The sequence below is a fragment of the Vibrio sp. ZF57 genome (genome assembly GCF_001691235.1).
Lineage (GTDB): Bacteria > Pseudomonadota > Gammaproteobacteria > Enterobacterales > Vibrionaceae > Vibrio > Vibrio crassostreae_C.
This window is the reverse complement of record NZ_MAKD01000056.1, coordinates 39,080-60,880: the sequence shown is the minus strand read 5'-3', so window position 1 is coordinate 60,880 and position 21,801 is coordinate 39,080. Positions and strand designations below refer to the sequence as shown.

Annotated in this window: 25 protein-coding genes; 12 read left to right on the top strand and 13 right to left on the bottom strand. The window is 44.2% G+C overall.

The features are described from left to right. Window positions 1–285: 285 nt before the first annotated feature. From A6D97_RS06010 to tsaA, 6 genes are all read right to left on the bottom strand, one after another. Window positions 286–612, bottom strand: a complete 327-nt coding sequence (locus tag A6D97_RS06010; protein WP_017063350.1) for a hypothetical protein — start codon at window positions 610–612, stop codon at window positions 286–288. Between the two features lie 232 nt (window positions 613–844). Then, window positions 845–1,036 carry a DUF4250 domain-containing protein gene (locus A6D97_RS06005; RefSeq protein WP_029235125.1) on the bottom strand — a complete coding sequence of 64 codons (192 nt, stop codon included), beginning with the start codon at window positions 1,034–1,036 and terminating at the stop codon, window positions 845–847. 1 nt (window position 1,037) lies between these two features. Then, a complete protein-coding gene (locus A6D97_RS06000; protein ID WP_008222923.1) occupies window positions 1,038–1,241 on the bottom strand; it encodes a YaeP family protein in 204 nt (67 codons plus the stop codon). A gap of 164 nt (window positions 1,242–1,405) precedes the next feature. After that, the gene (locus A6D97_RS05995) at window positions 1,406–2,095 is read right to left on the bottom strand and encodes a tellurite resistance TerB family protein (protein WP_065584002.1); all 690 of its coding nucleotides are present in this window, start codon (window positions 2,093–2,095) and stop codon (window positions 1,406–1,408) included. A 190-nt stretch (window positions 2,096–2,285) separates the two neighbouring features. Beyond that, window positions 2,286–4,001 carry a proline--tRNA ligase gene (locus A6D97_RS05990; RefSeq protein WP_065584001.1) on the bottom strand — a complete coding sequence of 572 codons (1,716 nt, stop codon included), beginning with the start codon at window positions 3,999–4,001 and terminating at the stop codon, window positions 2,286–2,288. Between the two features lie 101 nt (window positions 4,002–4,102). Further along, on the bottom strand, window positions 4,103–4,798 hold the full coding sequence (gene tsaA, locus A6D97_RS05985; RefSeq protein ID WP_065584000.1) for a tRNA (N6-threonylcarbamoyladenosine(37)-N6)-methyltransferase TrmO: 696 nt from the start codon (window positions 4,796–4,798) through the stop codon (window positions 4,103–4,105). A 123-nt stretch (window positions 4,799–4,921) separates the two neighbouring features. Between tsaA and A6D97_RS05980 the strand changes: the two genes are divergently transcribed. The 3 genes from A6D97_RS05980 to A6D97_RS05975 all read left to right on the top strand — a co-directional run bounded on the left by A6D97_RS05980 (window position 4,922) and on the right by A6D97_RS05975 (window position 7,283). Continuing rightward, window positions 4,922–5,182: a type B 50S ribosomal protein L31 gene (locus A6D97_RS05980; RefSeq protein ID WP_010436456.1), complete on the top strand. Its 261-nt coding sequence runs from the start codon at window positions 4,922–4,924 to the stop codon at window positions 5,180–5,182. Continuing rightward, window positions 5,182–5,307 (top strand): type B 50S ribosomal protein L36, encoded by a 126-nt coding sequence (gene ykgO / locus A6D97_RS21440; RefSeq protein WP_083190210.1) that lies wholly within the window; start codon window positions 5,182–5,184, stop codon window positions 5,305–5,307. The genes A6D97_RS05980 and ykgO overlap by 1 nt, the downstream gene beginning before the upstream one ends. Before the next feature lie 389 nt (window positions 5,308–5,696). After that, window positions 5,697–7,283 (top strand): AbgT family transporter, encoded by a 1,587-nt coding sequence (locus tag A6D97_RS05975; RefSeq protein ID WP_017069391.1) that lies wholly within the window; start codon window positions 5,697–5,699, stop codon window positions 7,281–7,283. A 112-nt stretch (window positions 7,284–7,395) separates the two neighbouring features. On the opposite strand, the gene A6D97_RS05970 is transcribed toward A6D97_RS05975, so the two are convergent. Both A6D97_RS05970 and A6D97_RS05965 read right to left on the bottom strand, forming a co-directional pair. Further along, a complete protein-coding gene (locus A6D97_RS05970) occupies window positions 7,396–7,839 on the bottom strand; it encodes a YaiI/YqxD family protein (RefSeq protein ID WP_017063355.1) in 444 nt (147 codons plus the stop codon). 54 nt (window positions 7,840–7,893) lie between these two features. After that, window positions 7,894–8,181, bottom strand: coding sequence for a hypothetical protein (locus A6D97_RS05965; protein WP_017069390.1), 288 nt, complete (start codon window positions 8,179–8,181; stop codon window positions 7,894–7,896). A gap of 768 nt (window positions 8,182–8,949) precedes the next feature. On the opposite strand from A6D97_RS05965, the gene A6D97_RS05960 reads away from it, so the two are divergent. Continuing rightward, the gene (locus tag A6D97_RS05960) at window positions 8,950–9,468 is read left to right on the top strand and encodes a GNAT family N-acetyltransferase (RefSeq protein ID WP_017060749.1); all 519 of its coding nucleotides are present in this window, start codon (window positions 8,950–8,952) and stop codon (window positions 9,466–9,468) included. Here the strand turns inward: A6D97_RS05960 and A6D97_RS05955 are convergent. Next, window positions 9,434–9,742: a DUF3301 domain-containing protein gene (locus A6D97_RS05955; RefSeq protein WP_017060748.1), complete on the bottom strand. Its 309-nt coding sequence runs from the start codon at window positions 9,740–9,742 to the stop codon at window positions 9,434–9,436. The two genes, A6D97_RS05960 and A6D97_RS05955, sit on opposite strands and share 35 nt — an antisense overlap. An 84-nt stretch (window positions 9,743–9,826) precedes the next feature. Then, the gene (locus A6D97_RS05950; protein ID WP_017060747.1) at window positions 9,827–10,867 is read right to left on the bottom strand and encodes a DUF3549 family protein; all 1,041 of its coding nucleotides are present in this window, start codon (window positions 10,865–10,867) and stop codon (window positions 9,827–9,829) included. Between the two features lie 87 nt (window positions 10,868–10,954). Here A6D97_RS05950 and A6D97_RS05945 point away from each other — a divergent pair, with 87 nt between their 5' ends. Continuing rightward, the gene (locus A6D97_RS05945; protein ID WP_017063358.1) at window positions 10,955–11,269 is read left to right on the top strand and encodes a YqcC family protein; all 315 of its coding nucleotides are present in this window, start codon (window positions 10,955–10,957) and stop codon (window positions 11,267–11,269) included. Continuing rightward, entirely contained in the window at window positions 11,269–12,018 is a 750-nt protein-coding gene (truC, locus tag A6D97_RS05940; RefSeq protein ID WP_065583999.1) for a tRNA pseudouridine(65) synthase TruC, read from the top strand. Before A6D97_RS05945 ends, truC begins: the two co-directional genes overlap by 1 nt. Window positions 12,019–12,160: 142 nt before the next feature. Here the strand turns inward: truC and A6D97_RS05935 are convergent, their stop codons facing one another. The 3 genes from A6D97_RS05935 to map all read right to left on the bottom strand — a co-directional run bounded on the left by A6D97_RS05935 (window position 12,161) and on the right by map (window position 16,350). Continuing rightward, window positions 12,161–12,544: a DUF3461 family protein gene (locus tag A6D97_RS05935; protein WP_004734354.1), complete on the bottom strand. Its 384-nt coding sequence runs from the start codon at window positions 12,542–12,544 to the stop codon at window positions 12,161–12,163. A gap of 164 nt (window positions 12,545–12,708) precedes the next feature. Further along, entirely contained in the window at window positions 12,709–15,330 is a 2,622-nt protein-coding gene (glnD, locus tag A6D97_RS05930; RefSeq protein ID WP_065583998.1) for a bifunctional uridylyltransferase/uridylyl-removing protein GlnD, read from the bottom strand. 141 nt (window positions 15,331–15,471) lie between these two features. Continuing rightward, entirely contained in the window at window positions 15,472–16,350 is an 879-nt protein-coding gene (gene map / locus A6D97_RS05925; protein WP_065583997.1) for a type I methionyl aminopeptidase, read from the bottom strand. Between the two features lie 457 nt (window positions 16,351–16,807). Here map and rpsB point away from each other — a divergent pair, with 457 nt between their 5' ends. From rpsB to A6D97_RS05890, 6 genes are all read left to right on the top strand, one after another. After that, complete coding sequence (rpsB, locus tag A6D97_RS05920) at window positions 16,808–17,539, top strand: 30S ribosomal protein S2 (RefSeq protein ID WP_009847420.1); 732 nt, start codon at window positions 16,808–16,810, stop codon at window positions 17,537–17,539. Window positions 17,540–17,677: 138 nt separating this feature from the next. Next, window positions 17,678–18,523 carry a translation elongation factor Ts gene (gene tsf, locus A6D97_RS05915; protein ID WP_010436487.1) on the top strand — a complete coding sequence of 282 codons (846 nt, stop codon included), beginning with the start codon at window positions 17,678–17,680 and terminating at the stop codon, window positions 18,521–18,523. Between the two features lie 155 nt (window positions 18,524–18,678). Continuing rightward, window positions 18,679–19,410, top strand: a complete 732-nt coding sequence (gene pyrH / locus A6D97_RS05910; protein WP_017063362.1) for a UMP kinase — start codon at window positions 18,679–18,681, stop codon at window positions 19,408–19,410. 98 nt (window positions 19,411–19,508) lie between these two features. Next, complete coding sequence (frr, locus tag A6D97_RS05905) at window positions 19,509–20,066, top strand: ribosome recycling factor (protein ID WP_017060741.1); 558 nt, start codon at window positions 19,509–19,511, stop codon at window positions 20,064–20,066. Between the two features lie 98 nt (window positions 20,067–20,164). Further along, window positions 20,165–20,917, top strand: a complete 753-nt coding sequence (locus tag A6D97_RS05895) for an isoprenyl transferase (protein ID WP_017066400.1) — start codon at window positions 20,165–20,167, stop codon at window positions 20,915–20,917. Between the two features lie 15 nt (window positions 20,918–20,932). After that, window positions 20,933–21,775, top strand: a complete 843-nt coding sequence (locus A6D97_RS05890) for a phosphatidate cytidylyltransferase (protein ID WP_065583996.1) — start codon at window positions 20,933–20,935, stop codon at window positions 21,773–21,775. The last annotated feature ends 26 nt before the right edge of the window (window positions 21,776–21,801 follow it).

The window sequence follows — 21,801 nt, the reverse complement described above, 5'->3', positions numbered from 1 at the left end:
TCCGTAAGCTCCGCGTGCTCTCCTAGAATTTCAAACGACTACTTTGAAAAATACTTTTAAAGGGGCTCATTGAGTCTCTTTTGTTTTAGGGAAAGGTGCTGAAAACTCCGCGCCTGTTCCTTGAACTTAAGCTATTTGATTGAAAGTACGATTTGAAGGGCTCCTTGTTAGGGGCCTTTTTGGTATCTGTCGGTATGGAGTTGGGTTATCTGAGAATGCAGAAAGGCGGTACTAAAAAGGGCTGATATTTGCACATCAACCCTTTGTGGTTTTCTTATGTTGGTTCTACTTTCTGATACTAAGCAGGGTGCCAGACTTACACTTGAATGAGTAATAATGGCGGCTCTCGTTGAATTTTCCTAAGCCTTCGCCGTCACAGTAGTCGATATTGATGTCACGCATCACTTCTAGTGTGTCTTCGCTTTTCAGAGCGAATTTAGATCCATCAGAGCAGACAATACGCACTCTTTCATCATGGCTTACTGAGTAAATATCGACTTCGGTGTTACACAGCTCAAAAGAGGCTTCACGAAAGTTGTCTTGCTGTGTATTTGAAGCGCAACCTGCAGTCAGTGTTGCTGCGAAAACTGCCAAAAGTCCGAGTCTTTTCATTGTTAATCCTTCGCTATCATCAGATTGATTGATGAGTTTTATATGCTATTTCAGGTAGCCTATACAACAACACGCTTTGGTTCAAGGAGCGCTCGTTGACTCTAAGATATAAAAGTATAGATGTAGACAGATAATTTATAATTGGCTAACTGCATGTTTATCCAATACGTATCACCAATAAAAAAGACCAACACTGAGGTTGGCCTTTCAAAATCAAGCTTGTTTTAAATGACTATCGAAACTGTTTGGCTTCTGGAAGGAATTCAAAACCAGCAGACGCAAGTTTAGCGATCAATGCTGCTTTGTCGATCTCGTAGAAGTTGACCACTCGATCTATATCACCGCCGAAGTCGTCACGTAGCTTCATGTTGACGATGCTCATCAACATCACTGGATCCATTTTTTCAAAGTTAGCGAGGTTCATATTAGTCCTCGAAATCTGAAATCAGTAAGTTAGCAGCGGCAAAGGCTGCACGTTCACGAGCTTCTTTAGGAAGAGACTCATCGGCAGCAAGGTCATTCAATGTTTTTACTGCGCAGGTGATCGCTTTAGGGATATAGCCTTGGTCGCCACTGCCAATTTGAGAATACAGTTCACGAACCAAATCACAACAATCGTATACTTTCATTTTTATACCTAACCAAATGATAACTGATCTCAATATACACATAGAGATAAGCAAAAACAAAGTGGATCTGATCAAGTTCAGAGTTAGTTTGTCCTTGCTCAATATCTCACTTGGTTAGCTCGCTGCTTAGGCCGTTCTTTACGGCTTCGTTTGGTACTTGCCGATTAGCCAGAGACTTGTTGTTCAAGTTGATAGGTGACTTCATCAGCAAGATTGAGCTGTTTCGCGAGCTCTTTCAGGTACGCCTTTTCCATGAAATTCTGTTCGTCGGCCACAATCAAAGAGGCTAAGTAGATCTCACTCGCCTGTTGAGGTGACGTTGCCAGTTGAGCGATTTCGCTTGGGTCGAGTGGCTTATGCAGTTCTTCAGAGACCAATTTAGTCAGTTGATAATCAGCGCCCATATTCTCGACGGCTTGCTCTATCTTAGCCATCTCGTCTTCATCAACATGGCCATCAGCTTTAGACGCGGCAATCATCGATCGTAGAATCAGCACGCTGTGGTTTGCATCATTTTCATCAAACTGAGCCTGTTCGGCGTTAGGTGTCTGGCCTTGTTTGGACTGGTAGTCGTTGTAGACTTTATAAGCCAAAGCGCCCAGTGCTGCTGCGCCGCCAATCCCAGCCGCTTTCTTACCCATTTTCTTAGTCTTCTTAGAGCCCATTAACGCACCTAACAGTCCTCCGCCAACTGCGCCTGCACCGAAGGCTCCGAGTGTACTTTTACTGCTACTCTTGCTATTGCTGCCTTGAGAAAGGCCACTTAAACTTGAAGACCCTTGTGAAAGTTTCTGAGTACCTTGTTTTACGAGATCTGATTTAAGTGCTTGGTTCAGTAAGCTTTTGATATCCATCGATACCTCCAATGGTGAGCATGTCCAAAAAGTTGATGACACCAATATACGGATTTAAAGATGAACAGGGGATTAACTTACGTTATTTACTCTACTGATAAATAGAAGGGAGTTTGAAGCGAAATGACAGGCACAAAAAAGGCCACCTAACGGCAGCCTTTCAATGTTTATCTAGTCAGTAATCGGATTACTAAGCTAGTTGAGCCTTAAGGTGCTCGATAACCGTGTCCATTGCGATAGCTTCTTTATCACCAGTACGACGGTTTTTGTATTCGAAGTTACCTTCGTCCATGCTGCGATCGCCGATAACGATAGTGTGAGGGATACCCACAAGCTCGATATCTTTAAACATAACACCAGGGCGCTCTTTACGGTCATCGAATAAAACTTCGATACCCATAGCTGTTAATTCAGCGTATAGCTTCTCAGCTGCTTCTTTAACGCGCTCAGATTTGTGCATGTTCATTGGTACGATAGCAACTTGGAACGGCGCTAGTGCGTCTGGCCAAGTGATACCGAATTTATCGTGGTTTTGCTCGATAGCAGATGCAACAACACGTGAAACACCGATACCGTAACAACCCATCTCTAGGATTACGCTCTTACCATCAGGACCAAGCACGTTACAGTTCATTGCTTTAGAGTAAGTATTACCCAGTTGGAAGATGTGACCCACTTCGATACCACGCTTAAGCTGGATAGTACCTTTACCACATGGGCTAAGGTCACCTTCAACTACGTTACGTAGGTCTTCAACTTGAGCAAGCTCAACGTCACGACCCCAGTTAATTCCGAAGTAGTGCTTACCGTCTACGTTTGCACCAGCGCCGAAGTCACTCATTACAGCAACTGAGCGGTCAACGATGAATGGTAGCTCTAGGCCAACAGGGCCAAGTGAACCAGGACCTGCACCAACAAGTGCACGGATTTCTTCTTCAGAAGCCATCTCTAATGGAGAAGCAACCTGTGGAAGGTTTTCTGCTTTCACTTCGTTAAGCTCGTGGTCACCACGGATGATTAGAGCAATGATATCTGCTTCTACTTCATCAGATGCTTTAACGAATAGAGTCTTAACTGTCTTCTCGATTGCTAGACCGTGTTGCTCTACCAATTCTGCGATAGTTTTCGCATTTGGTGTATCAACCAGTTCCATCTCTTGAGTTGGTGCTGCTGCATCTTCAGTAGGAGCAAGTGCTTCTGCTTTTTCGATGTTTGCTGCGTAATCTGACTCAGTTGAGAATGCGATTAGGTCTTCGCCGCTTTCAGCAAGAACGTGGAACTCTTGAGAGCCGCTGCCGCCGATTGCGCCAGAGTCTGCCAATACTGGACGGTATTCAAGGCCCATACGGTCGAATGCTTTACAGTAAGCATCGTGCATCGCTTGGTAAGACTTTTCTAAGCCTTCTTTGTCGATATCAAAGCTGTACGCATCCATCATAGAGAATTCACGTGCACGCATTACGCCAAAACGAGGGCGGCGCTCATCACGGAATTTAGTCTGGATTTGGTACAGATTTAGAGGTAGCTGTTTGTAAGAGCTGATCTCGTTACGTACTAGACTCGTTACCACTTCTTCAGCTGTTGGGCTAAGAACAAATGGACGAGAGTGACGGTCTGTGAAACGAAGTAGCTCAGGCCCCATCTTTTCAGAACGGCCAGTCTCTTCCCAAAGCTCAAACGGTTGAACTACGGGCATCAAGATTTCAACGGCACCTGCATTATCGATCTCTTGGCGAACGATATTTTCGACTTTACGCAGTACACGTAGACCAGTAGGTAGCCAAGTATATAAACCTGAAGCTAGCTTACGGATCATACCTGCACGTAGCATCAGCTGGTGGCTGATAACTTCTGCGTCGTTTGGAGTCTCTTTCAGAGTAGAAAGAAGGTAGTTACTGGTACGCATTCTATGGTATCCGTTTCATCATTGATAAAAGAAAACTTGCTGTCGTTCGTAACCACAGCAAATCTGATATAGCCGCATATAATATCAGCCTATTTGGGATCTCAAAAGCGTTCAATGTCAGTTACATTGATGAAAAGCGTTTCAACCACGAATTTCACGTTAAGATTGAACAAATTTACCGCATATTCCTTGTTGTCAGGCTTACCTTTCTTATAGGCAGGGCGAGGATCTTGGCCTAATACTTCTTTGATCACCTGAATGATATGGCGCGCTTGTGGATGGCTTGCGAGCTTACTTTGCGCTTGCTGCGAAAAGTTAACGTCGAGCACTTCTGGTTCATCGGCGGCAAACCCTCCCAATGCATCCGGAATCGAATCTGAATAGGGGATATAAGGCTTGATGTCGATGATCGGTGTACCGTCAACGAGATCGACGCTGCCCAAGTCCAACCAAGTTTGTCCTTTTTCTTGATAGACACCTTTGAGCTCAACCGCGGACATACCAATCCCATTCGGTCTGAATGTCGCACGTGATGCGAAAACACCGATACGTTCATTGCCGCCAAGTCGAGGCGGCCTCACAGTTGGTTTCCAGCCCGCTTCAAGGTTCTTATCGAACAGAAACAACAACCACACATGGCTAAATTGCTCAATATCCCGAACAGACTCAAGACAGTTTGCTGCATCAACCAATCTGACTCTTGAGGTGGATGTTGGTACCAATCTAGGTTGCCTTGGCACTGCGAACTTCTCTTTATAGGGAGACTCTATAAAGCCAATAGGTTCAATGGAGTACATGAGTGGACGTCTCTGATTACGATCTATGGCGGGAAAATATCATAAAATCGCTTGTTTTTCTTTTGATAATAATTATCATTTGTTATGTTATAACATATCAATTCAATTATTTAGGGAAATACAATGAAACCGAATATCCACCCGGGCTACCGCACAGTGGTGTTCCACGACACCAATGTTGATGAGTACTTCTTGATTGGCTCCACCTTGAAAACAGAGCGTACTATCGAATGGGAAGATGGTAATACTTACCCTTATTTCACTATTGAAGTGTCTTCAAAATCACATCCTTTCTATACGGGTAAACAGAGAGTGCTACATAAAGAGGGACGTGTTGCTAATTTTACTCGTCGCTTTGGTCAATTAGGTAAGGGAGCTAAATAATGAAAGTTGTTAAATCACTTAAAAGTGCGAAAAGCCGTCACCCTGATTGCCAGATAGTTAAGCGCAGAGGTCGTCATTATGTTATCTGCAAAACCAATCCGAGATTCAAAGCGGTTCAGAATTAGTCAGTCAAATTGATGTGACGCGAGTGTAAAAACGAGGGGAAAGTCAAACTTCATTCATTTGTCTGTTTTTCTTTTCCCTCGAGAAGAACCTGACAGGATATTGTGTATTAATTTATCGTATGGTGTGTTTTATTTTCAAGTGAATCAATGGGTTATACTATCACTTATATTTGTAGTGAATGTGTAATTGTGAATTATAAATCTAGATTTTGTATTTAATGTAGATTTATTTGCTAATTAATTGTTCAAATAGAGTTAAAAATCGTCCTTTGCTACACATTTTGTAACATTTTGAATTTCTAATTGATAATTTTGTCGCGTACCCTTCGCTGGCAATTTGAACATCTTTGTCACAATTGCACAGGAATCACTACACAAGGAGGGAACAGATGAGTTCATCTGCTTCAATAAAAAACAACTCGCCAAAGAAACCTATTTTTACCCGTTTTCTCGATGGTGTTGAATATTTGGGGAACCTATTACCCCACCCGATCACTCTTTTCGCAATCTTCTGTGTCGCTATTCTAGTTACTTCAGGTATCGCTGGATATTTTGAAGTCTCTGTTATGGACCCTCGTCCAGAAGGTGCTCCAGGTCGTGCTGCTGACGGCATGATCTACGTTGTAAGCTTACTTAATGCTGAAGGCTTACAGCTCATTGTTACTAATCTAGTGACAAACTTTGTTGGCTTTGCGCCATTAGGTACCGTGCTTGTTGCAATGCTAGGTGTAGCGATTGCTGAGCACTCAGGTCTATTATCTGCGGCGATGCGTGGCATGGTAATGGGCGCATCTAAGCGCATGGTTACGGTAACCGTAGTTTTCGCAGGTATTATCTCTAACACGGCTTCAGAGCTTGGCTATGTAGTACTTATCCCGCTTGCAGCAATGCTTTTCCACTCTTTGGGTCGTCACCCATTAGCAGGTCTAGCGGCAGCATTTGCTGGTGTATCTGGTGGTTACTCTGCAAACCTTCTAATCGGTACGGTTGACCCGCTGCTTTCTGGTATTACTACAACAGCAGCACAAATGATTGACCCGACTTACAACGTTGGTCCTGAATCAAACTGGTACTTCATGTTTGTTTCTACTTTCTTCATCGCGATTACAGGTGCATTTGTAACTGAGAAGATTGTTGAACCAAAACTGGGTAAATACAACGACGAAGAAGCGTCTGAAGATTTATCAAATGATTCAATGGGCAAGCTAACAGACGTTGAGAAGAAAGGCCTTAAGTTTGCGGGTATCGCAGTGCTAGCGGTTTCAGCGCTTCTTGCTTGGACGATTGTTCCAGCTGATGGTGTTCTACGTTCAGCAGCAGGTACGGTTTCAGGTTCTCCATTCCTGAAAAGTATCGTAGCGTTCATCTTCGTATTCTTCGCAGTTCCTGGTTTTGTTTACGGTAAAGTTACCGGCACAATGAAAACAGACCGTGATGTAATCAATGCAATGTCTAAGTCTATGTCTTCAATGGGCATGTACATCGTACTTGTGTTCTTCGCTGCTCAGTTTGTTGCTTTCTTCAAGTGGACTAACTTCGGTCAAGTATTCGCAGTTGCAGGTGCTACTTTCCTACAGGATATCGGCCTAACGGGTCCAATGTTGTTCTTCGCATTCATCCTAATGTGTGGCTTCATTAACCTGATGATCGGTTCGGCTTCTGCTCAGTGGGCAGTAACAGCGCCAATCTTCGTTCCAATGCTAATGTTAGTAGGTTACGCACCTGAAACGATTCAAGCGGCTTACCGTATCGGTGATTCAACAACCAACATCATTACGCCAATGATGAGCTACTTTGGTCTTATCCTAGCTGTAGCGACGCGTTACATGAAGAACCTAGGTATCGGTACTCTGATTGCAACTATGCTTCCATACTCAATCGTATTCTTGGTTGGTTGGAGCTTAATGTTCTACGTTTGGGTATTCGTATTTGGCCTACCAGTAGGTCCAGGTGCTGCAACGTACTACACGCCTTAGTTGTAGAGTAGGGGAAACCTTCTTCTAATTGATATTAAAAAAACCTGCATTGTTTGCAGGTTTTTTGATTTTTTATGGAGAGATAGAACTAGGTTAAGCTCGGATGAGCCAGCTAGCGTTTGGCTAGAATTCTATCTAAGTGGTTGGCAAACTCACGACGGTCGGTTTGAGAAAGGGCACTTGGTCCACCCGTTTGGATGCCACTTGAGCGCATGGTATCCATAAAGTCACGAATGTTCAGACGCGCTTTAATGGTCTCTTTGGTGTAAAGCTCACCACGAGAGCTGAGTGCTTGCCCACCTTTAGTGATCACTTCGTCAGCCAGAGGGATATCGGATGTAATCACAAGATCGCCGGGTTCAGTGCGCTTTACGATTTCATCATCAGCAATATCAAACCCGCTTGGCACTTGAATTGAGTGAATGTTATTGCGTTTAGGAACGGGAACCAGATGGTTTGCCACAAAGGTACATTCAACCCCTGTGCGCTCAGCTGCGCGTACGATTGTTTCTCGGATAACCTTTGGACAAGCGTCCGCATCAACCCATATCTTCATAGTGTTCTATTTCTCTGTTAGCTTATTTATCGGTCAACTTATTGCTCAGTTGCCTTATTGATCAGTTAGTTTAGCTTCAAGCATGGCAACGCGAGCAGTGAGTTCAAGGATTTGCTTTTCCAGTTGGCTAACACGATCAAGTGCTGGCTCTTCTTGTGTCGCGACTTCAACTTTAGGAACACGATTTGCGCTTTTCCAGCTCTTGATGGTCGTGATTAAAGCGGGCATCGGAACGGATGTGCTCATACGAGCCTTAACTAAAGCAACTGTCGGCTCTTTCCCTTGCGCTTGCAGTCCTTCAAGCACTGATTTCAACTCTTCAGAAACATCTTTTGTCAGCATGTTGATCTCCATTTTTAGTCTTTAGTCATTTTACTCGCTCTGGTGAATGATAGCGAATCATAAAACCGCCCATGGCTTGTGAGAGATCTCTTACAAAGGTTGTGAGATAACACGAATACATCGCTAGAGAGATTGATGCGCACATGGTTAAGGTGTTGAATTTTAATTGTTTTATATAATTAACAACTTTCTTGAATTCAAAATGTGATGCAAATCTATTGTCCGAAATCCTAAATCGCGTAAATTAAACCTTGTCGGAAGGATTCTGACACGGAACAGGAAAGCACCAAGGATTTGGTTATCTTCAGGATGAAGATTTGGTTACTTAGGATTGAGTGATCAAGCATGGAGCGTAAGGACATTGTAGGGATACAGTCAGTTAACAGGAAGTTAGCTGCAACGGAATGACAATGGACACCTTTAGGATTAAAGGGTTGGATTAGCATCAGGACGATGTAAAGGACACCGCTCACGGAACAAGTGATGTGCGCTAACTAGGATTGTTAGCTTTCAGGATGATTGGACACCGCTAGGACGGCGAAGTAAAGGAAAGAGCTGAAGGATTACAGCCACTATTATGGATGATGCATGGAGCATTAATTAGTAGCCGGACTGCTGCGAGTAAGACCCTAGCCCTGACACTTCGGTGTCGGGGCTTTTCTTTTCCTAAGGCTTTTTCTCTATCTAGGGGCTCTCTTTAATTCAGGAGCTTTTATCTAAGCACGCGACATCTGCTTTTCTGCTAATGGTCAACACAAGGAGTGTTTTATGACGATAGCAACCTCAAGAACGCTGTTGGTACCTTATACCGAGCAGTTAGAACATGACTTTATCAAGTTGAATTGCTGCCCCATCAATCGTGCTGAAATGAACGGGCCGCATTCTATTGCCTCTGCAAAACACCTATTTCAAGAAATACTGAACGACAACGTTGGTTTTTGCCGAGCCATTATCCACAACCAAACCCGCGAATACCTCGGGCATTTGTTTGTTTCGTCTGAAGAAGGGAAGCATGAACTGGGATTTATTCTGGACAAGGAGTTTTGGAATCAAGGCCTTGCTAGTGAAGTGCTAAAACCTTTCTTTAGTTTGGTTTGTTTTGAAGAACACCTAACGAATGTTGTCGCGACCGTTAATGTTGGTCATAACCCATCAATTAAGTTACTTGAAAAGTTAGGCTTTGCATTTAAAGAGACCAAACAAGATCAGTTTGGCCCTTATCATGAATATAGTTATACCGCGTATTGCGACGTTACATTCTATGAGGCTGTAGCTCAAACCGCATAGAACGGAAGCCCACCATGGTCAGTTTCCCTTGGTACAGGTCATCACCTAACGCTGAAAACTCAAATTGATACACGGTGTGCCAGCGCCAAATGGTGGTGAGCTCATGGCGCATCTTAAGTTTATGACCACTAAAGGCAACACTTAATAGCTGTAAGTCGAGCTCTTTACATTTTCTCGCAATGGCAGCTTTCGCAAGCTCGGATTGCCTGCGCTGTTGCCAAAACAGAAAGCAAAAGAAGCACAGCATCAAAATAGCCAATAAGTTATCTATCATTTAATCCATACTTCCTTTTATCTCTCTATTCCGTTCGTGATTTGAGCTTTTTGTTATGAGCTACTGAGCTGTTCTGTCTGGTATCTATTGCGACTTAGCCGCTTGTTGTAATTCTACAAGTGCATTGGCGAGTTCTGGTGATGGGTTCGAGTTCAATAATGGTAAAAATACCATTCTCAGTGTCGGAATCATCACTAAATCTGCAAATAACTGATTGAACAAGTTTTGGTTGCCCGTTTGTGCGAGACGCAGCAAGAACTGCTCAGCAATCGCAGGATCTTGCAGTGCGTGCCAGCTGCGACCAGCCAAACCAATCAATACTTCTTGGTGGCTTAAGCGCGGGCTAGCCAGAACTTGGTTAATTACGGCGTTGGTTGTGCTTTGCTCTGCGCCAGAAAGGGCACGTACCAGTGCTGACAGTAAGAACAGATCTGGCTCTTGACTGTTAATCTCATTCTCTGCCATTTCTTGTAAGCGTTGAGCGAGCTTGTCATTGATTTGCGTATGCTCAAGCGCCCCGAGAGTCGCGTATAGAGGTTCTGAAGGCAGCTTATTCAATGCTTTGCGAATCGCGACACCATTTTGTTGGCTGCCTAAACGAGCACACATATCAGTGATGCCTTGTAGGCCAACGGTTTTCCAGTTGTCCCAGCCTAGATCGCCTGTGAAGTAGTGTTGAGCGTGTTCGTAGTATTGGCTCGTTGCAAGGTCTAAACCTGCTCTTACTTGGCTATGGAACACGGCCATTTTGTCTTCTGAAGGCTTGAAGGTATATGGGTTGTTTGACAGCTTTTGTTGTTGCTCTTCGCTGATCTCACCGTTCAAACGTGTGCCCATCGCTTCGATAACAAACTTAAGGAAATTGCCGACATCACCTTGATGTAATAGGCCTCTTTCGTCCAGTTTGAATTTTAGGAACCAGATCCAAGGTTGCTTGTGTTCGTTCCAGTAACTAATCGCTAAGTGAGCTTGTTTCTGAAGTGGAAATGGGTACGGCTGTTTCCCTTGCTCAACATCAGAGAATAAGGTGTTGTCGATCTTCTGAATACGGCGACCTAGGTCGTAGATATCGTACTGGCAACCGCTATTCTTTAGTAACTGAGTGAGCGTGTGAATCGTTTCCATAGTAATAAAGCTCCTAACTTTCTTTCCTAAATAGATGGTACTCTATGCCCCAATTTCAAGGTCACTAGATAAATAACTTGGTGAAAAATGACAGCAGCCACAAAGTTACCTCTTTTACTTCAACAACTAGAAGAACAAATGCGCCAATGTTCGCTATGGAGCACGCTTCCGCCTTCGGATGAAGCTCTGGCGAGCGTTGAACCTTTCGGGATTGATTCGTTACAACCGGAAGAGTGGTTGCAGTGGATCTTTATCGTTAAGATCAACGCAATGATGGATGCCCAAATGAGCCTACCGAAAGGCTTTGCTATCCATCCTTATTTTGGTGAAGTGTGGAAAAATGAGGCAGACAAAGTCGAACTGCTAGTGACAATTCAGAGCATTGATGAGGTATGTGCGTAATGTTAGAGATCATTTATCAAGATGAGTATTTTGTCGCAGTGAATAAGCCTGCGGGTATGCTAGTGCATCGCTCATGGTTGGATAAACACGAGACTCAGTTTGTGATGCAGACTCTGCGCGACCAAATTGGTCAGCATGTCTTTCCTCTGCATCGTTTAGACCGACCTACATCTGGTGTGTTGGTGTTTGCACTGTCGAGTGAGGTTGCCTCTGAGGTGATGCCGATGTTCGCCAACCACGAGATGCAAAAAACCTATCATGCGATTGTGCGTGGGTGGATAGAAGAGGGCGATACGCTCGATTATGCGCTTAAGGTTGAACTGGATAAGATCGCCGATAAGTTCGCGAAAGAAGACAAAGAACCACAAGAAGCTGTCACCGTTTACGAGCCGTTAGCGAAAGTCGAAGTACCGTATTCAACTGGTCGCTTTCCTACCAGTCGTTACTGCTTAGTTGAGATGATGCCAAAGACAGGACGTAAACATCAGCTGCGTCGTCATATGGCTCACCTAAGACACCCGATTGTCGGCGATACTTCACATGGTGATGGTAAACATAACCGATTGTTTCGTGATGATTTAGACTCACACCGTCTGTTGCTGCATGCTTCTGAATTGCGCTTCATTCATCCTTTCACTAAAAAAGAGTTAGTGATGAAGGCCAACCTAGATGAAACGTGGTTAAGGTTATTTGAAACCTTTGAGTGGGATACCAACTTAGTGAATGCTGGAGTATGTTTGTCTAAGTAAACGCACACGTGTCTAGTCAACGTAGACAGAAGAAAAAATAAAGGGCTGATAGTGATATCAGCCCTTTTTAATGTCTGTGCAATTTGAACGGGTAGTTAACATTTAGTTGTTACCAGTTCATAGCTAACCGTGAATCGCGGGATCATTTTAGCTTTTCTAGATCCGCTTCGATCTCTGCGATCTTGCTCGATACCACTTTCTCTAGGTGACGTAAGTCAGTAAGAATTTTCTGTTTCACATCCACCTCAGCCGTTGGCGTCGGTTTGGTGATTTTGTTGAGTTCATCAATCACAAGAGTGAGGTTGCGGTTAATCTCTGTCACTTCTTTGTATTGATTGTTGCCACCGCTAACAAGCACACTTTTTACTTGTCGTGGATACTTAAACTTAACGCTTTTCGCGAACAGTTCGCCTTTCTGTTTACGGAAGTAAATCTTAAGAATATCTTTGTGAGCTTCTTGGCGAAGGGAGTAACGTTCAATCTGTTTAGGTTCGTGGATACCTAAGCCAGTGAGGTTTGGATACATAAGCGACCTCTAGTTTATGAATGTAATACTTTTATGTAATTGACTTGATCAATGTAGCAGCCTAACGACGAGCTAGATAGTTGATATATGGGAATTGATTGTAAGTTGTGGGCAAGATCGCTCTCTATCTTTACCCACACTTATCTGATGATTAGATTCTGTTTTTAGGGCGCAAGTTCCGAAACATGCTCCGTCAATCTTTCTCTTAGCGCTTGTTCCTGCTCTTCAGATAGCCTTCCTCCCGCTTCACTAGTCAGAATAAACAAATCTTCTGCACGTTCGCCGATGGTGGTAATTTTAGCGCCGTGCAAATTGATGTCTAACTCAGCAAAGGTTGCACCGACTTGAGCCAATAACCCCGGCGTATCAAGAGCTCTTAACTCCATCAAGGTACGTTTCTTGCTCTTGGTTGGTAGGAACTCAACTAAGGTTTTGACCTTAAAGTGTTGCAAGTTACGTGGCGTGCGACGCGTCTTAATCTTAGTCGGGCGGCCATCAGTCAATACATGAGTCAGATGTTTAGCAACGGCTTTGTGTCTTGCTTCATCAATCGCTTCGCCGTGCTGGTCTAGTACGATAAAGGTATCCAAAACATGACCATCTTTGCTAACCATGACCTGCGCGTCATGAACGTTAAAGTTACGTCTGTCGAGTTCGGCAACCACGGTCGCAAACAGTGCTGCTTGGTCTTTACAATAAACGAACACTTCTGTGCCACCGCGCGTCGCTTTCTTACTGATCAGCACTAACGGTTGCCTTGGGTCTTCTAGGCGAAGTAAGTGCTCACAGTGCCAAGCGATTTGTTTATGTGTGTGACGCAAGAAATAGTCAGCTTTGAAACGCTGCCACAACACCTCAATCTCACGAGCCGTGAAGCCTTCTTTACGCAGCAGTGCAGATGCCATTTGCTGGTTATGACGAATACGGTCTCTGACATCGACGGGGTTTTCCAAGCCGCGGCGCAGTGCGCGCTGCGTAGAATGGAACAGTTCTGCGAGTAGGGTACGTTTCCAGCTGTTCCATAGTTCTGGGTTGGTTGCACAGATATCGGCTACCGTTAGGCACACCAGCAGTTCTAACGACTCTTCGTCGCGTACTTTCTTGGCGAACTCTGTGATTACGTCCGGATCGTAGATATCACGACGTTGAGCCGTTACTGACATCAATAGGTGATTTTGTACCAACCACGCGACTTGTTTGGCTTCAGGCTTCGATAGCCCGTGTTCAATACAGAAAGAGTAAGCCTCAACCGCACCTATCTCAGAGTGGTCTCCGCCGCGGCCTTTGCCGATGTCATGGAAGATAGCGGCAAGGATCAGCAACTCTTTCTTCTGTACTCGAGGATAGACTTCACAGCAGATAGGGTGCTTATCGTGGTTTTCGATTTGACCAAAGCGGTTGATGTGCTTGAGCAGGCGGATACTGTGCTCATCCACGGTGTAAACATGGAATAGGTCAAACTGCATCTGACCAACGATCTGGCTCCACTGCGGTAAGTACGCAGAGAGCACGCCCAATTTGTGCATTAAGCTAAAGGCTTTGTGCAGGGCATTAGGGTGGCGAACTAGATCCATGAACTTGTCACGAGCTTCAGGAATGGTATGCAGGAATCGGTTCAATCGACGGCGTGCCGTACGCAGTTGTCGCAATGTTGGTGGACTTACCCCTTCGATAGTCGAGTCATTGGCGATATGGATGAACATATCGAGAATGGTTTCTGGTCTTGCTTGGAATAGGGCAGGCTTGCGCGCTTCGATCAACGAACCTCGACGTTGGAAATCACTATCGAGAATTTCAGCGTCTTGGGTTTGACCGCCATTGATGATCGCTTGATCGAACAGCTTAAGCAGCATCTTATTCAGTTCAGCAACACGACGAAGGGTTCGGTAGAACTCTTTCATCATCATCTCAACACCACGGTTTCCTTCACCCGTATAACCCAGATGTTCAGCGACTTGAGCTTGATGCGCGAACGTTAAACGGTTGTCGTAACGGCGCAGTTCAATATGCAATGCAAAGCGAACACGCCATAAAAAATCTTGGCACTCAACGAGCTCACGATATTCAGCATCGGTCAGAAAGCCGTATTTGCTCATCTCTAACAAAGAGGTCGCGCCGAAGTGGCGACGCGCAACCCAGCTCAGGGTATGGATGTCTCTGAGCCCTCCCGGAGTCGATTTGATGTCCGGTTCTAAATTATAGGTGGTGTCGTGGTAGCGAGCATGACGCTCTCTCTGTTCTTGAATCTTGGCTTTGTAAAACGTCTCACTTGGCCAAAATGAATCGGAATGAATCTTCAGTTTTAGTTCTTGGAAAGTGTCTTCACTACCACATAACAATCGCGACTCTTGTAGGTTGGTCGCGACGGTTAAATCATCGGTGCCGATATCGAGACACTCAGTAATAGTTCGCACAGCATGGCCAACTTCGAGCTTTAAATCCCAAAGTAGAGTAATGAATTGACTGACCTTTTCACCAAGAGCTGGTGGTAGTGTTTTTTGCGAGACAATGAGAATATCAATGTCAGACAAAGGATGCAGTTCGCCACGACCATAACCACCCACTGCGACAAGTGAAATATGAGGCAGTTTGTTGAATCCGAAATTTTCCCACAAACGATTGAGAAGTAAATCCATGTATTCGGAGCGCAGTAGAACCAAATCGGTGACGGGATGGTGGTTCAGAAATTCATTTTTTTGATACTGCGTGAAGATCTCGAGCTGATTTTTTAATTCGCAGATTTCAATTTGTTCGTCATTGAACGTAAGAGGGCATTGATAAGGCATAGTCTGCTATCCGTGCAAGCAAATGAGAATAGTAAACAATTTAACAGAAGCTGATGGAAAATCGAAATTGAGTGGATAAAAAATATCCTCGACAATGCGGCGAGGATATTTTTAAAAGGCTGATGCGCTCAGTTCGGTGAACTAAGCGTTCTTCATGATACGTGGGATTGTATCATCGCTGCGCAGTGTTAGTACTTCACAACCAGTATCAGTTACAACCAGAGTGTGCTCCCATTGAGCCGAGTTCTTGCTGTCTGCTGTGTATACTGTCCAGCTATCTTCGTCATCAAGACGACAGCCAAACTTACCCGCGTTGATCATTGGCTCGATAGTGAAGCACATGCCTGCTTTTAGCACGGTGCGATCGCTGTTCTTGTAGTGAACTACTTGTGGATCTTCGTGGAACTCAGAACCAATGCCGTGACCACAGTAATCTTTAACAATAGAGAACTTAGCGCGTGGGTTGTTCTTGTTGTTTGTTTTGATGTACTTCTCGATAGCAGTACCGATTTGACCAAGTTGAACACCTGGCTTAACTTGGCGCATGCCTTCGTAAAGTGCTTCTTGAGCAACCATGCACAGACGCTTGTTTGCAGGTGAAACCTCACCCACTAGGAACATCTTAGATGTGTCACCGTGGTAACCTTGTGGACGAACGCTTAGGTCTGCATTTTCATCATCAGGAACAATCACAGTTATATCAACGTTTAGAATATCGCCATCTTTCAATACTGCAGGTTTGAATTGACCTGTGCTACCTGTCTCATCTTGTGATGCTGGAATGCCGTGACACACGATGTGGTTGATAGACGTACAGATTGACTTAGGGAAACCGTGGTAATCAAGTGGTGCTGAGTATGCGCCTCTTTCTAGAGCGTACTCGTGACAGATTTTGTTCAGTTCTTCTGTCGTTGTACCTACTTGGATGTGAGGTTCAATCATCTCTAGAATTTCAGCGGCCAGTTTGCCGGCAACGCGCATTTTTTCGATTTCTTCAGCAGTTTTAATTTTTACAGCCATTGCATATCTCTTAATTTGGTAGCACCTAAGTGTGCATATTGGGGCTATTCTATCAGTGCAGCATTTTAGCGCAACATTACCATGTCCGTACAATATTGGTGGATACTGCTCAATCTGAGTGGATAATGTTCGGTTTAATGGTGCAGCGTGATTTGAATAGGACACTATTTTACAGAGGAAATTCGCCGCCACGGTTCAGTATAGCAGTCGCCATTTTTAGAATTTTTTCTAGCCATAGATAGACAAAATATGGTATAAAGCGCGCCGGACATCAGGACTGTTTTCTCCACTTGGCGAAACAAGCTTTGTGTCCACTAACTTATTTCTTTAAATCACACACATTCCGACACATGTTCCGGGGTGCCTCAACAACACAGATAACGGCTGAAAAGTGGTTAGTTGTTAGGGGTCGGATTCATGGGGGATGTGGAGGCCTAACCCCATAGAGGATTTTAAAATGGCAACTGTATCAATGCGCGATATGCTTAAAGCTGGTGTTCACTTCGGTCACCAAACTCGTTACTGGAACCCAAAAATGAAGCCATTCATCTTTGGTGCTCGTAACAAAGTACATATCATCAACCTAGAAAAAACTGTACCAATGTTCAACGACGCTCTAGCTGAAATTGCTAAAGTTGGCGAGAAGAAAGGTAAAGTTCTTTTTGTTGGTACTAAGCGCGCTGCATCTGAAGCTGTTAAAGAAGCTGCTATCAACAGCAACCAGTTCTACGTTAACAACCGCTGGTTAGGCGGTATGCTAACGAACTACAAAACTGTTCGTCAGTCTATCAAGCGTCTGAAAGAACTTGAAGCGCAAGCTCAAGACGGTACTTTCGACAAGCTTACTAAGAAAGAAGCTCTAATGCGTACTCGTGAAATGGAGAAGCTAGAGAAATCTCTTGGTGGTATTAAGAACATGGGCGGCCTTCCAGACGCTCTATTCGTAATCGATGCTGATCACGAACACATCGCAGTTAAAGAAGCAAACAACCTAGGTATCCCAGTTTACGCTGTAGTTGATACTAACTCTAACCCAGACGGCGTTGACTTCGTTATCCCAGGTAACGATGATGCAATCCGTGCAGTACAGCTTTACCTAAACGCTGCTGCAGACGCGGTTAAAGAAGGTCGTAACAAAGATGTTGCTGCTGTAGCTGCTGAAAAAGACGGTTTTGTAGAAGCTGAATAATAGCGGCTCTGAGCCATATTTAGTTCATATTAAGCGGTCATAATCGGTGGCTTAACGGACTGAATACAGTCAATATCAGGGGCCAATTAATTAGGCCCCTGTTTTTTATCTTTTTTAGAATTTACTGAGGAATAGAGAATGGCAACTGTAACTGCAGCTCTAGTTAAAGAACTTCGTGAACGCACAGCTGCGGGCATGATGGAATGTAAAAAAGCACTTGTTGCTGCTGAAGGCGACATCGAGCTAGCAATTGAAAACATGCGTAAATCTGGCGCAGCGAAAGCAGCTAAAAAAGCTGGTAACGTTGCTGCTGAAGGCGCAATCATCATCAAAGAAGCAAACGGCGCAGCTGCTCTTCTTGAAGTTAACTGCCAAACTGATTTCGTAGCTAAAGATGCAGGTTTCCTTGCATTCGCTAACGAAGTTGCTGAAGTTGCTCTAGCAGAACGTTTAGAAATCGCTGCTCTTCAAGCTAAATTTGAAGAAGCGCGTATTGCACTAGTAACTAAGATCGGTGAAAACATCAACATCCGTCGCGTACAATTCGTTGAAGGTGTTGCACTAGCTTCTTACCGTCACGGCGAGAAAATCGGTGTTGTTGTTGCTGGTGAAGGCGAAGCTGAAACGCTTAAGCACGTTGCAATGCACGTTGCTGCATCACGTCCTGAGTTCCTAAACCCAGAAGACGTACCTGCAGACGTAGTTGAGAAAGAAAAAGCAGTTCAAGTTGAAATCGCTATGAACGAAGGCAAACCAGCTGAAATCGCAGAGAAAATGGTTGTTGGCCGTATGAAGAAATTCACGGGCGAAATCTCTCTAACTGGTCAAGCTTTCATCATGGAGCCTAAGCAAACTGTTGGCGCTATCCTGAAAGAGAAAGGCGCTTCAGTATCTGACTTCGTACGTCTAGAAGTTGGTGAAGGCATCGAGAAAGCGGCTGAAATGAGCTTCGCTGACGAAGTTGCTGCGGTACAAAAAGGTTAATCCTTAGCGTATTGTTTGAAAAAGACCGTGGCAAATGCTGCGGTCTTTTTATGAATAATGAATTATTTCCGACTTTTAGCTGTTATGAATGCAAACTGAGCTCTTCAGTTTTTATCCATGACTGTTAATCATCAACTCTTTGGAAGGTAAACTCCATGACTACGAACCCTAAACCAGTGTATCAACGTATTCTGTTAAAACTTAGCGGTGAAGCGCTACAAGGCGAAGAAGGTTTTGGTATTGACCCAACGATCCTTGATCGTATGGCTCAAGAAGTAAAAGAATTGGTTGAACTAGGCGTTCAAGTTGGTGTTGTTATCGGTGGCGGTAACTTGTTCCGTGGTGCTGGTCTTGCTGAAGCTGGCATGAACCGCGTTGTTGGTGACCACATGGGTATGCTTGCAACGGTAATGAACGGCCTTGCAATGCGTGACGCTCTTCACCGTGCTTACGTAAACGCACGTGTAATGTCTGCAATTCCTCTAAAAGGCGTGTGTGACGATTACAACTGGGCAGACGCAATCAGCCAACTACGTCAAGGTCGCGTTGTGATCTTCTCTGCTGGTACTGGTAACCCATTCTTCACTACTGACTCTGCTGCATGTCTACGTGGTATCGAAATCGAAGCTGACGTAGTTCTAAAAGCGACAAAAGTAGATGGTGTATTTACTGCTGACCCAGTAGCAAACCCAGACGCAGAGTTGTATGATACGTTGTCTTACAACACGGTTCTTGATAAAGAACTTAAAGTAATGGACTTGGCTGCATTTACGCTAGCACGTGATCACAAAATGCCAATCCGTGTATTTAACATGAATAAACCAGGCGCACTACGTCGCGTGGTTATGGGTGAAACTGAAGGTACATTAATCAGCGACGCTGACTAATTTTTCGGGCTTACTGAGGTGTTGTACCTTGGTAAGCTTATCCTTATCACTCCAAATAAAAAGCTTTCTTGAAGAAAGAACATAATCAAGGTGAAATTGTGATTAACGAAATCAAAAAAGACGCTCAAGAGCGCATGGTAAAAAGTGTTGATGCACTAAAAAACAGCCTGCAAAAGATTCGTACAGGCCGTGCGCACCCGAGCCTACTTTCTGGTCTTACTGTTGAGTACTACGGTGCTCCAACGCCTTTGACTCAAGTAGCTAACGTTATCGCTGAAGATGCACGTACACTAGCTATTACAGTGTTTGATAAAACGCTGACTCCTCTAGTTGAAAAAGCAATCCTGACATCTGACCTAGGCCTAAACCCTATGTCTGCGGGTACAGTTATCCGTGTTCCACTTCCACCGCTAACGGAAGAGCGTCGTAAAGACCTAGTTAAAATCGTTCGTGGCGAAGCTGAAGGTGGCCGTGTTGCTATCCGTAACATCCGTCGTGACGCGAATGGCGATCTAAAAGCACTTCTTAAAGATAAAGAAATCTCTGAAGATGAAGATCGTAAAGCACAAGACGAAATTCAAAAGCTAACTGACGCTGCGGTTAAGAACGTAGACGAAGTTCTAGCTGTTAAAGAAAAAGAGTTGATGGAAGTTTAATTTTCCATATTCTTTTCTTTCCGGAAAAACGCTGTACTCACGGTGCAGCGTTTTTTTATGCTACTCTGTTCGACTATTAGAATTTGATTCACTCTTTTATGCATAATTCTCAAGCGTTCACAGACTCTCTTCCTAAACACATTGCTATCATTATGGATGGTAATGGTCGCTGGGCAAAAGCTCAGGGCAAGCCTCGCGTCTTTGGCCATAAAAACGGTGTTCAAGCCGTTCGTAAAACTATCTCTTCTGCAGCCAGACTTGGCATTAAAGCCGTTACTCTTTTTGCATTTAGTAGCGAAAACTGGCGTCGTCCTGAAGAAGAAGTCGGTATCTTGATGGAACTGTTTATTTCAGTGCTGTCGAGTGAAGTTAAAAAGCTTCATAAAAATAATCTACAACTTCGTGTTATTGGTGATAAAAGTCGTTTCAATGATCGACTACAAAAGAAGATAGAAGAAGCGGAAGCTTTGACTAGCACCAATACGGGTATGGTTATTAATATTGCAGCTAACTACGGCGGTAAGTGGGATATTCAGCAAGCAATGACCTCTATTGCTCAACAGGTAAAGTCTGGTGATATTAATGTAGATGACATTGATGAAGCTATGATTACACAGCACCTGACAATGGCAGATATTCCTGAAGTCGATCTACTTATCCGTACCAGTGGCGAATGCCGCATTAGTAATTTTATGCTTTGGCAGTTGGCTTACGCCGAAATGTATTTCACTGAACAATTCTGGCCAGACTTTAATGAAGACAGCTTAGTAGAAGCTGTGACTTGGTTTGTTAACCGTGAGCGTCGTTTTGGATGCACCGGTGAGCAAGTTAAAGCTCTGATGGACAGTTAATAAGGATTTTTTGGTTTGAAACAACGAATTATTACGGCGTTGATTTTAGCTCCCCTAGTTATTCTAGGTATTTTCGAGTTATCACTTCCTACATTTATTCTTTCACTAGCGGTAATCTCGCTATTGGGTTTTTGGGAGTGGACTCAGTTTGTTGAAAGCAAATCACGTTATGTAGCGTTGATTCCAACGGTTGTGGTAAGTGCTGCAAGTTTTGCTTTTATCCCTTTTGATGCATTTAGCCTTAATAACTTGTCTACTGCTCACTACGCCATTCTAACGATTGGCTCGATTTGGTGGGTAATCGCGAGTGGCATGGCGGTGACTTATCCTAAGTCTATGCCTGCATGGAAAGCCTCTTCTCTTCTTCGTCACGCCTTTGGTGTGCTGACTCTGCTGCCATTCTTCTGGAGTGTGGTTATCCTGCGTGCTAACGGTATCGATACTGATCCTTACCACGGTGCTAAACTGGTGATGTTTGTTTGCTTGCTTGTTTGGGCTGCAGACAGCGGGGCTTATTTTTCAGGAAAGAGTTTTGGTAAGCGAAAAATGGCACCTGCGGTAAGTCCGAATAAGACGATTGAAGGTCTTATTGGTGGCATTATTACTGCGGTGATCGTGGCTTGGATCTTTGCTGATTTTTTTGATATCCAATTCACCAGCCCTCTTCACATGATTATTATTACCCTAGTGACCGTTGTTATCTCTGTTCTTGGTGACCTTGTAGAAAGCATGTTTAAGCGTGTTTCCGGAGTGAAAGACAGTAGTAATCTGATTCCTGGTCATGGTGGTATACTTGATAGAATAGATAGCTTAACGGCTGCATTCCCTGTCTTTGCTCTGCTTTATTTAGCATTCTAATAAAAAAGGGCAGTGTTTCTGCCCTT

What these genes read in the sequence shown, in the direction of transcription:
- A6D97_RS05945 (WP_017063358.1), top strand. Translation starts at nt 10,955, where the DNA reads ATGACAGCAGCCACAAAGTTACCTCTTTTACTTCAACAACTAGAAGAA.
- truC (WP_065583999.1), top strand. Translation starts at nt 11,269, where the DNA reads ATGTTAGAGATCATTTATCAAGATGAGTATTTTGTCGCAGTGAATAAG.
- ykgO (WP_083190210.1), top strand. Translation starts at nt 5,182, where the DNA reads ATGAAAGTTGTTAAATCACTTAAAAGTGCGAAAAGCCGTCACCCTGAT.
- A6D97_RS05895 (WP_017066400.1), top strand. Translation starts at nt 20,165, where the DNA reads ATGCATAATTCTCAAGCGTTCACAGACTCTCTTCCTAAACACATTGCT.
- A6D97_RS05955 (WP_017060748.1), bottom strand. Translation starts at nt 9,742, where the DNA reads ATGATAGATAACTTATTGGCTATTTTGATGCTGTGCTTCTTTTGCTTT.
- A6D97_RS05975 (WP_017069391.1), top strand. Translation starts at nt 5,697, where the DNA reads ATGAGTTCATCTGCTTCAATAAAAAACAACTCGCCAAAGAAACCTATT.
- A6D97_RS05965 (WP_017069390.1), bottom strand. Translation starts at nt 8,181, where the DNA reads ATGCTGACAAAAGATGTTTCTGAAGAGTTGAAATCAGTGCTTGAAGGA.
- A6D97_RS05980 (WP_010436456.1), top strand. Translation starts at nt 4,922, where the DNA reads ATGAAACCGAATATCCACCCGGGCTACCGCACAGTGGTGTTCCACGAC.
- A6D97_RS06010 (WP_017063350.1), bottom strand. Translation starts at nt 612, where the DNA reads ATGAAAAGACTCGGACTTTTGGCAGTTTTCGCAGCAACACTGACTGCA.
- A6D97_RS05990 (WP_065584001.1), bottom strand. Translation starts at nt 4,001, where the DNA reads ATGCGTACCAGTAACTACCTTCTTTCTACTCTGAAAGAGACTCCAAAC.
- A6D97_RS05960 (WP_017060749.1), top strand. Translation starts at nt 8,950, where the DNA reads ATGACGATAGCAACCTCAAGAACGCTGTTGGTACCTTATACCGAGCAG.
- A6D97_RS06005 (WP_029235125.1), bottom strand. Translation starts at nt 1,036, where the DNA reads ATGAACCTCGCTAACTTTGAAAAAATGGATCCAGTGATGTTGATGAGC.
- A6D97_RS06000 (WP_008222923.1), bottom strand. Translation starts at nt 1,241, where the DNA reads ATGAAAGTATACGATTGTTGTGATTTGGTTCGTGAACTGTATTCTCAA.
- tsf (WP_010436487.1), top strand. Translation starts at nt 17,678, where the DNA reads ATGGCAACTGTAACTGCAGCTCTAGTTAAAGAACTTCGTGAACGCACA.
- rpsB (WP_009847420.1), top strand. Translation starts at nt 16,808, where the DNA reads ATGGCAACTGTATCAATGCGCGATATGCTTAAAGCTGGTGTTCACTTC.
- A6D97_RS05970 (WP_017063355.1), bottom strand. Translation starts at nt 7,839, where the DNA reads ATGAAGATATGGGTTGATGCGGACGCTTGTCCAAAGGTTATCCGAGAA.
- map (WP_065583997.1), bottom strand. Translation starts at nt 16,350, where the DNA reads ATGGCTGTAAAAATTAAAACTGCTGAAGAAATCGAAAAAATGCGCGTT.
- A6D97_RS05935 (WP_004734354.1), bottom strand. Translation starts at nt 12,544, where the DNA reads ATGTATCCAAACCTCACTGGCTTAGGTATCCACGAACCTAAACAGATT.
- glnD (WP_065583998.1), bottom strand. Translation starts at nt 15,330, where the DNA reads ATGCCTTATCAATGCCCTCTTACGTTCAATGACGAACAAATTGAAATC.
- pyrH (WP_017063362.1), top strand. Translation starts at nt 18,679, where the DNA reads ATGACTACGAACCCTAAACCAGTGTATCAACGTATTCTGTTAAAACTT.
- A6D97_RS05995 (WP_065584002.1), bottom strand. Translation starts at nt 2,095, where the DNA reads ATGGATATCAAAAGCTTACTGAACCAAGCACTTAAATCAGATCTCGTA.
- A6D97_RS05950 (WP_017060747.1), bottom strand. Translation starts at nt 10,867, where the DNA reads ATGGAAACGATTCACACGCTCACTCAGTTACTAAAGAATAGCGGTTGC.
- tsaA (WP_065584000.1), bottom strand. Translation starts at nt 4,798, where the DNA reads ATGTACTCCATTGAACCTATTGGCTTTATAGAGTCTCCCTATAAAGAG.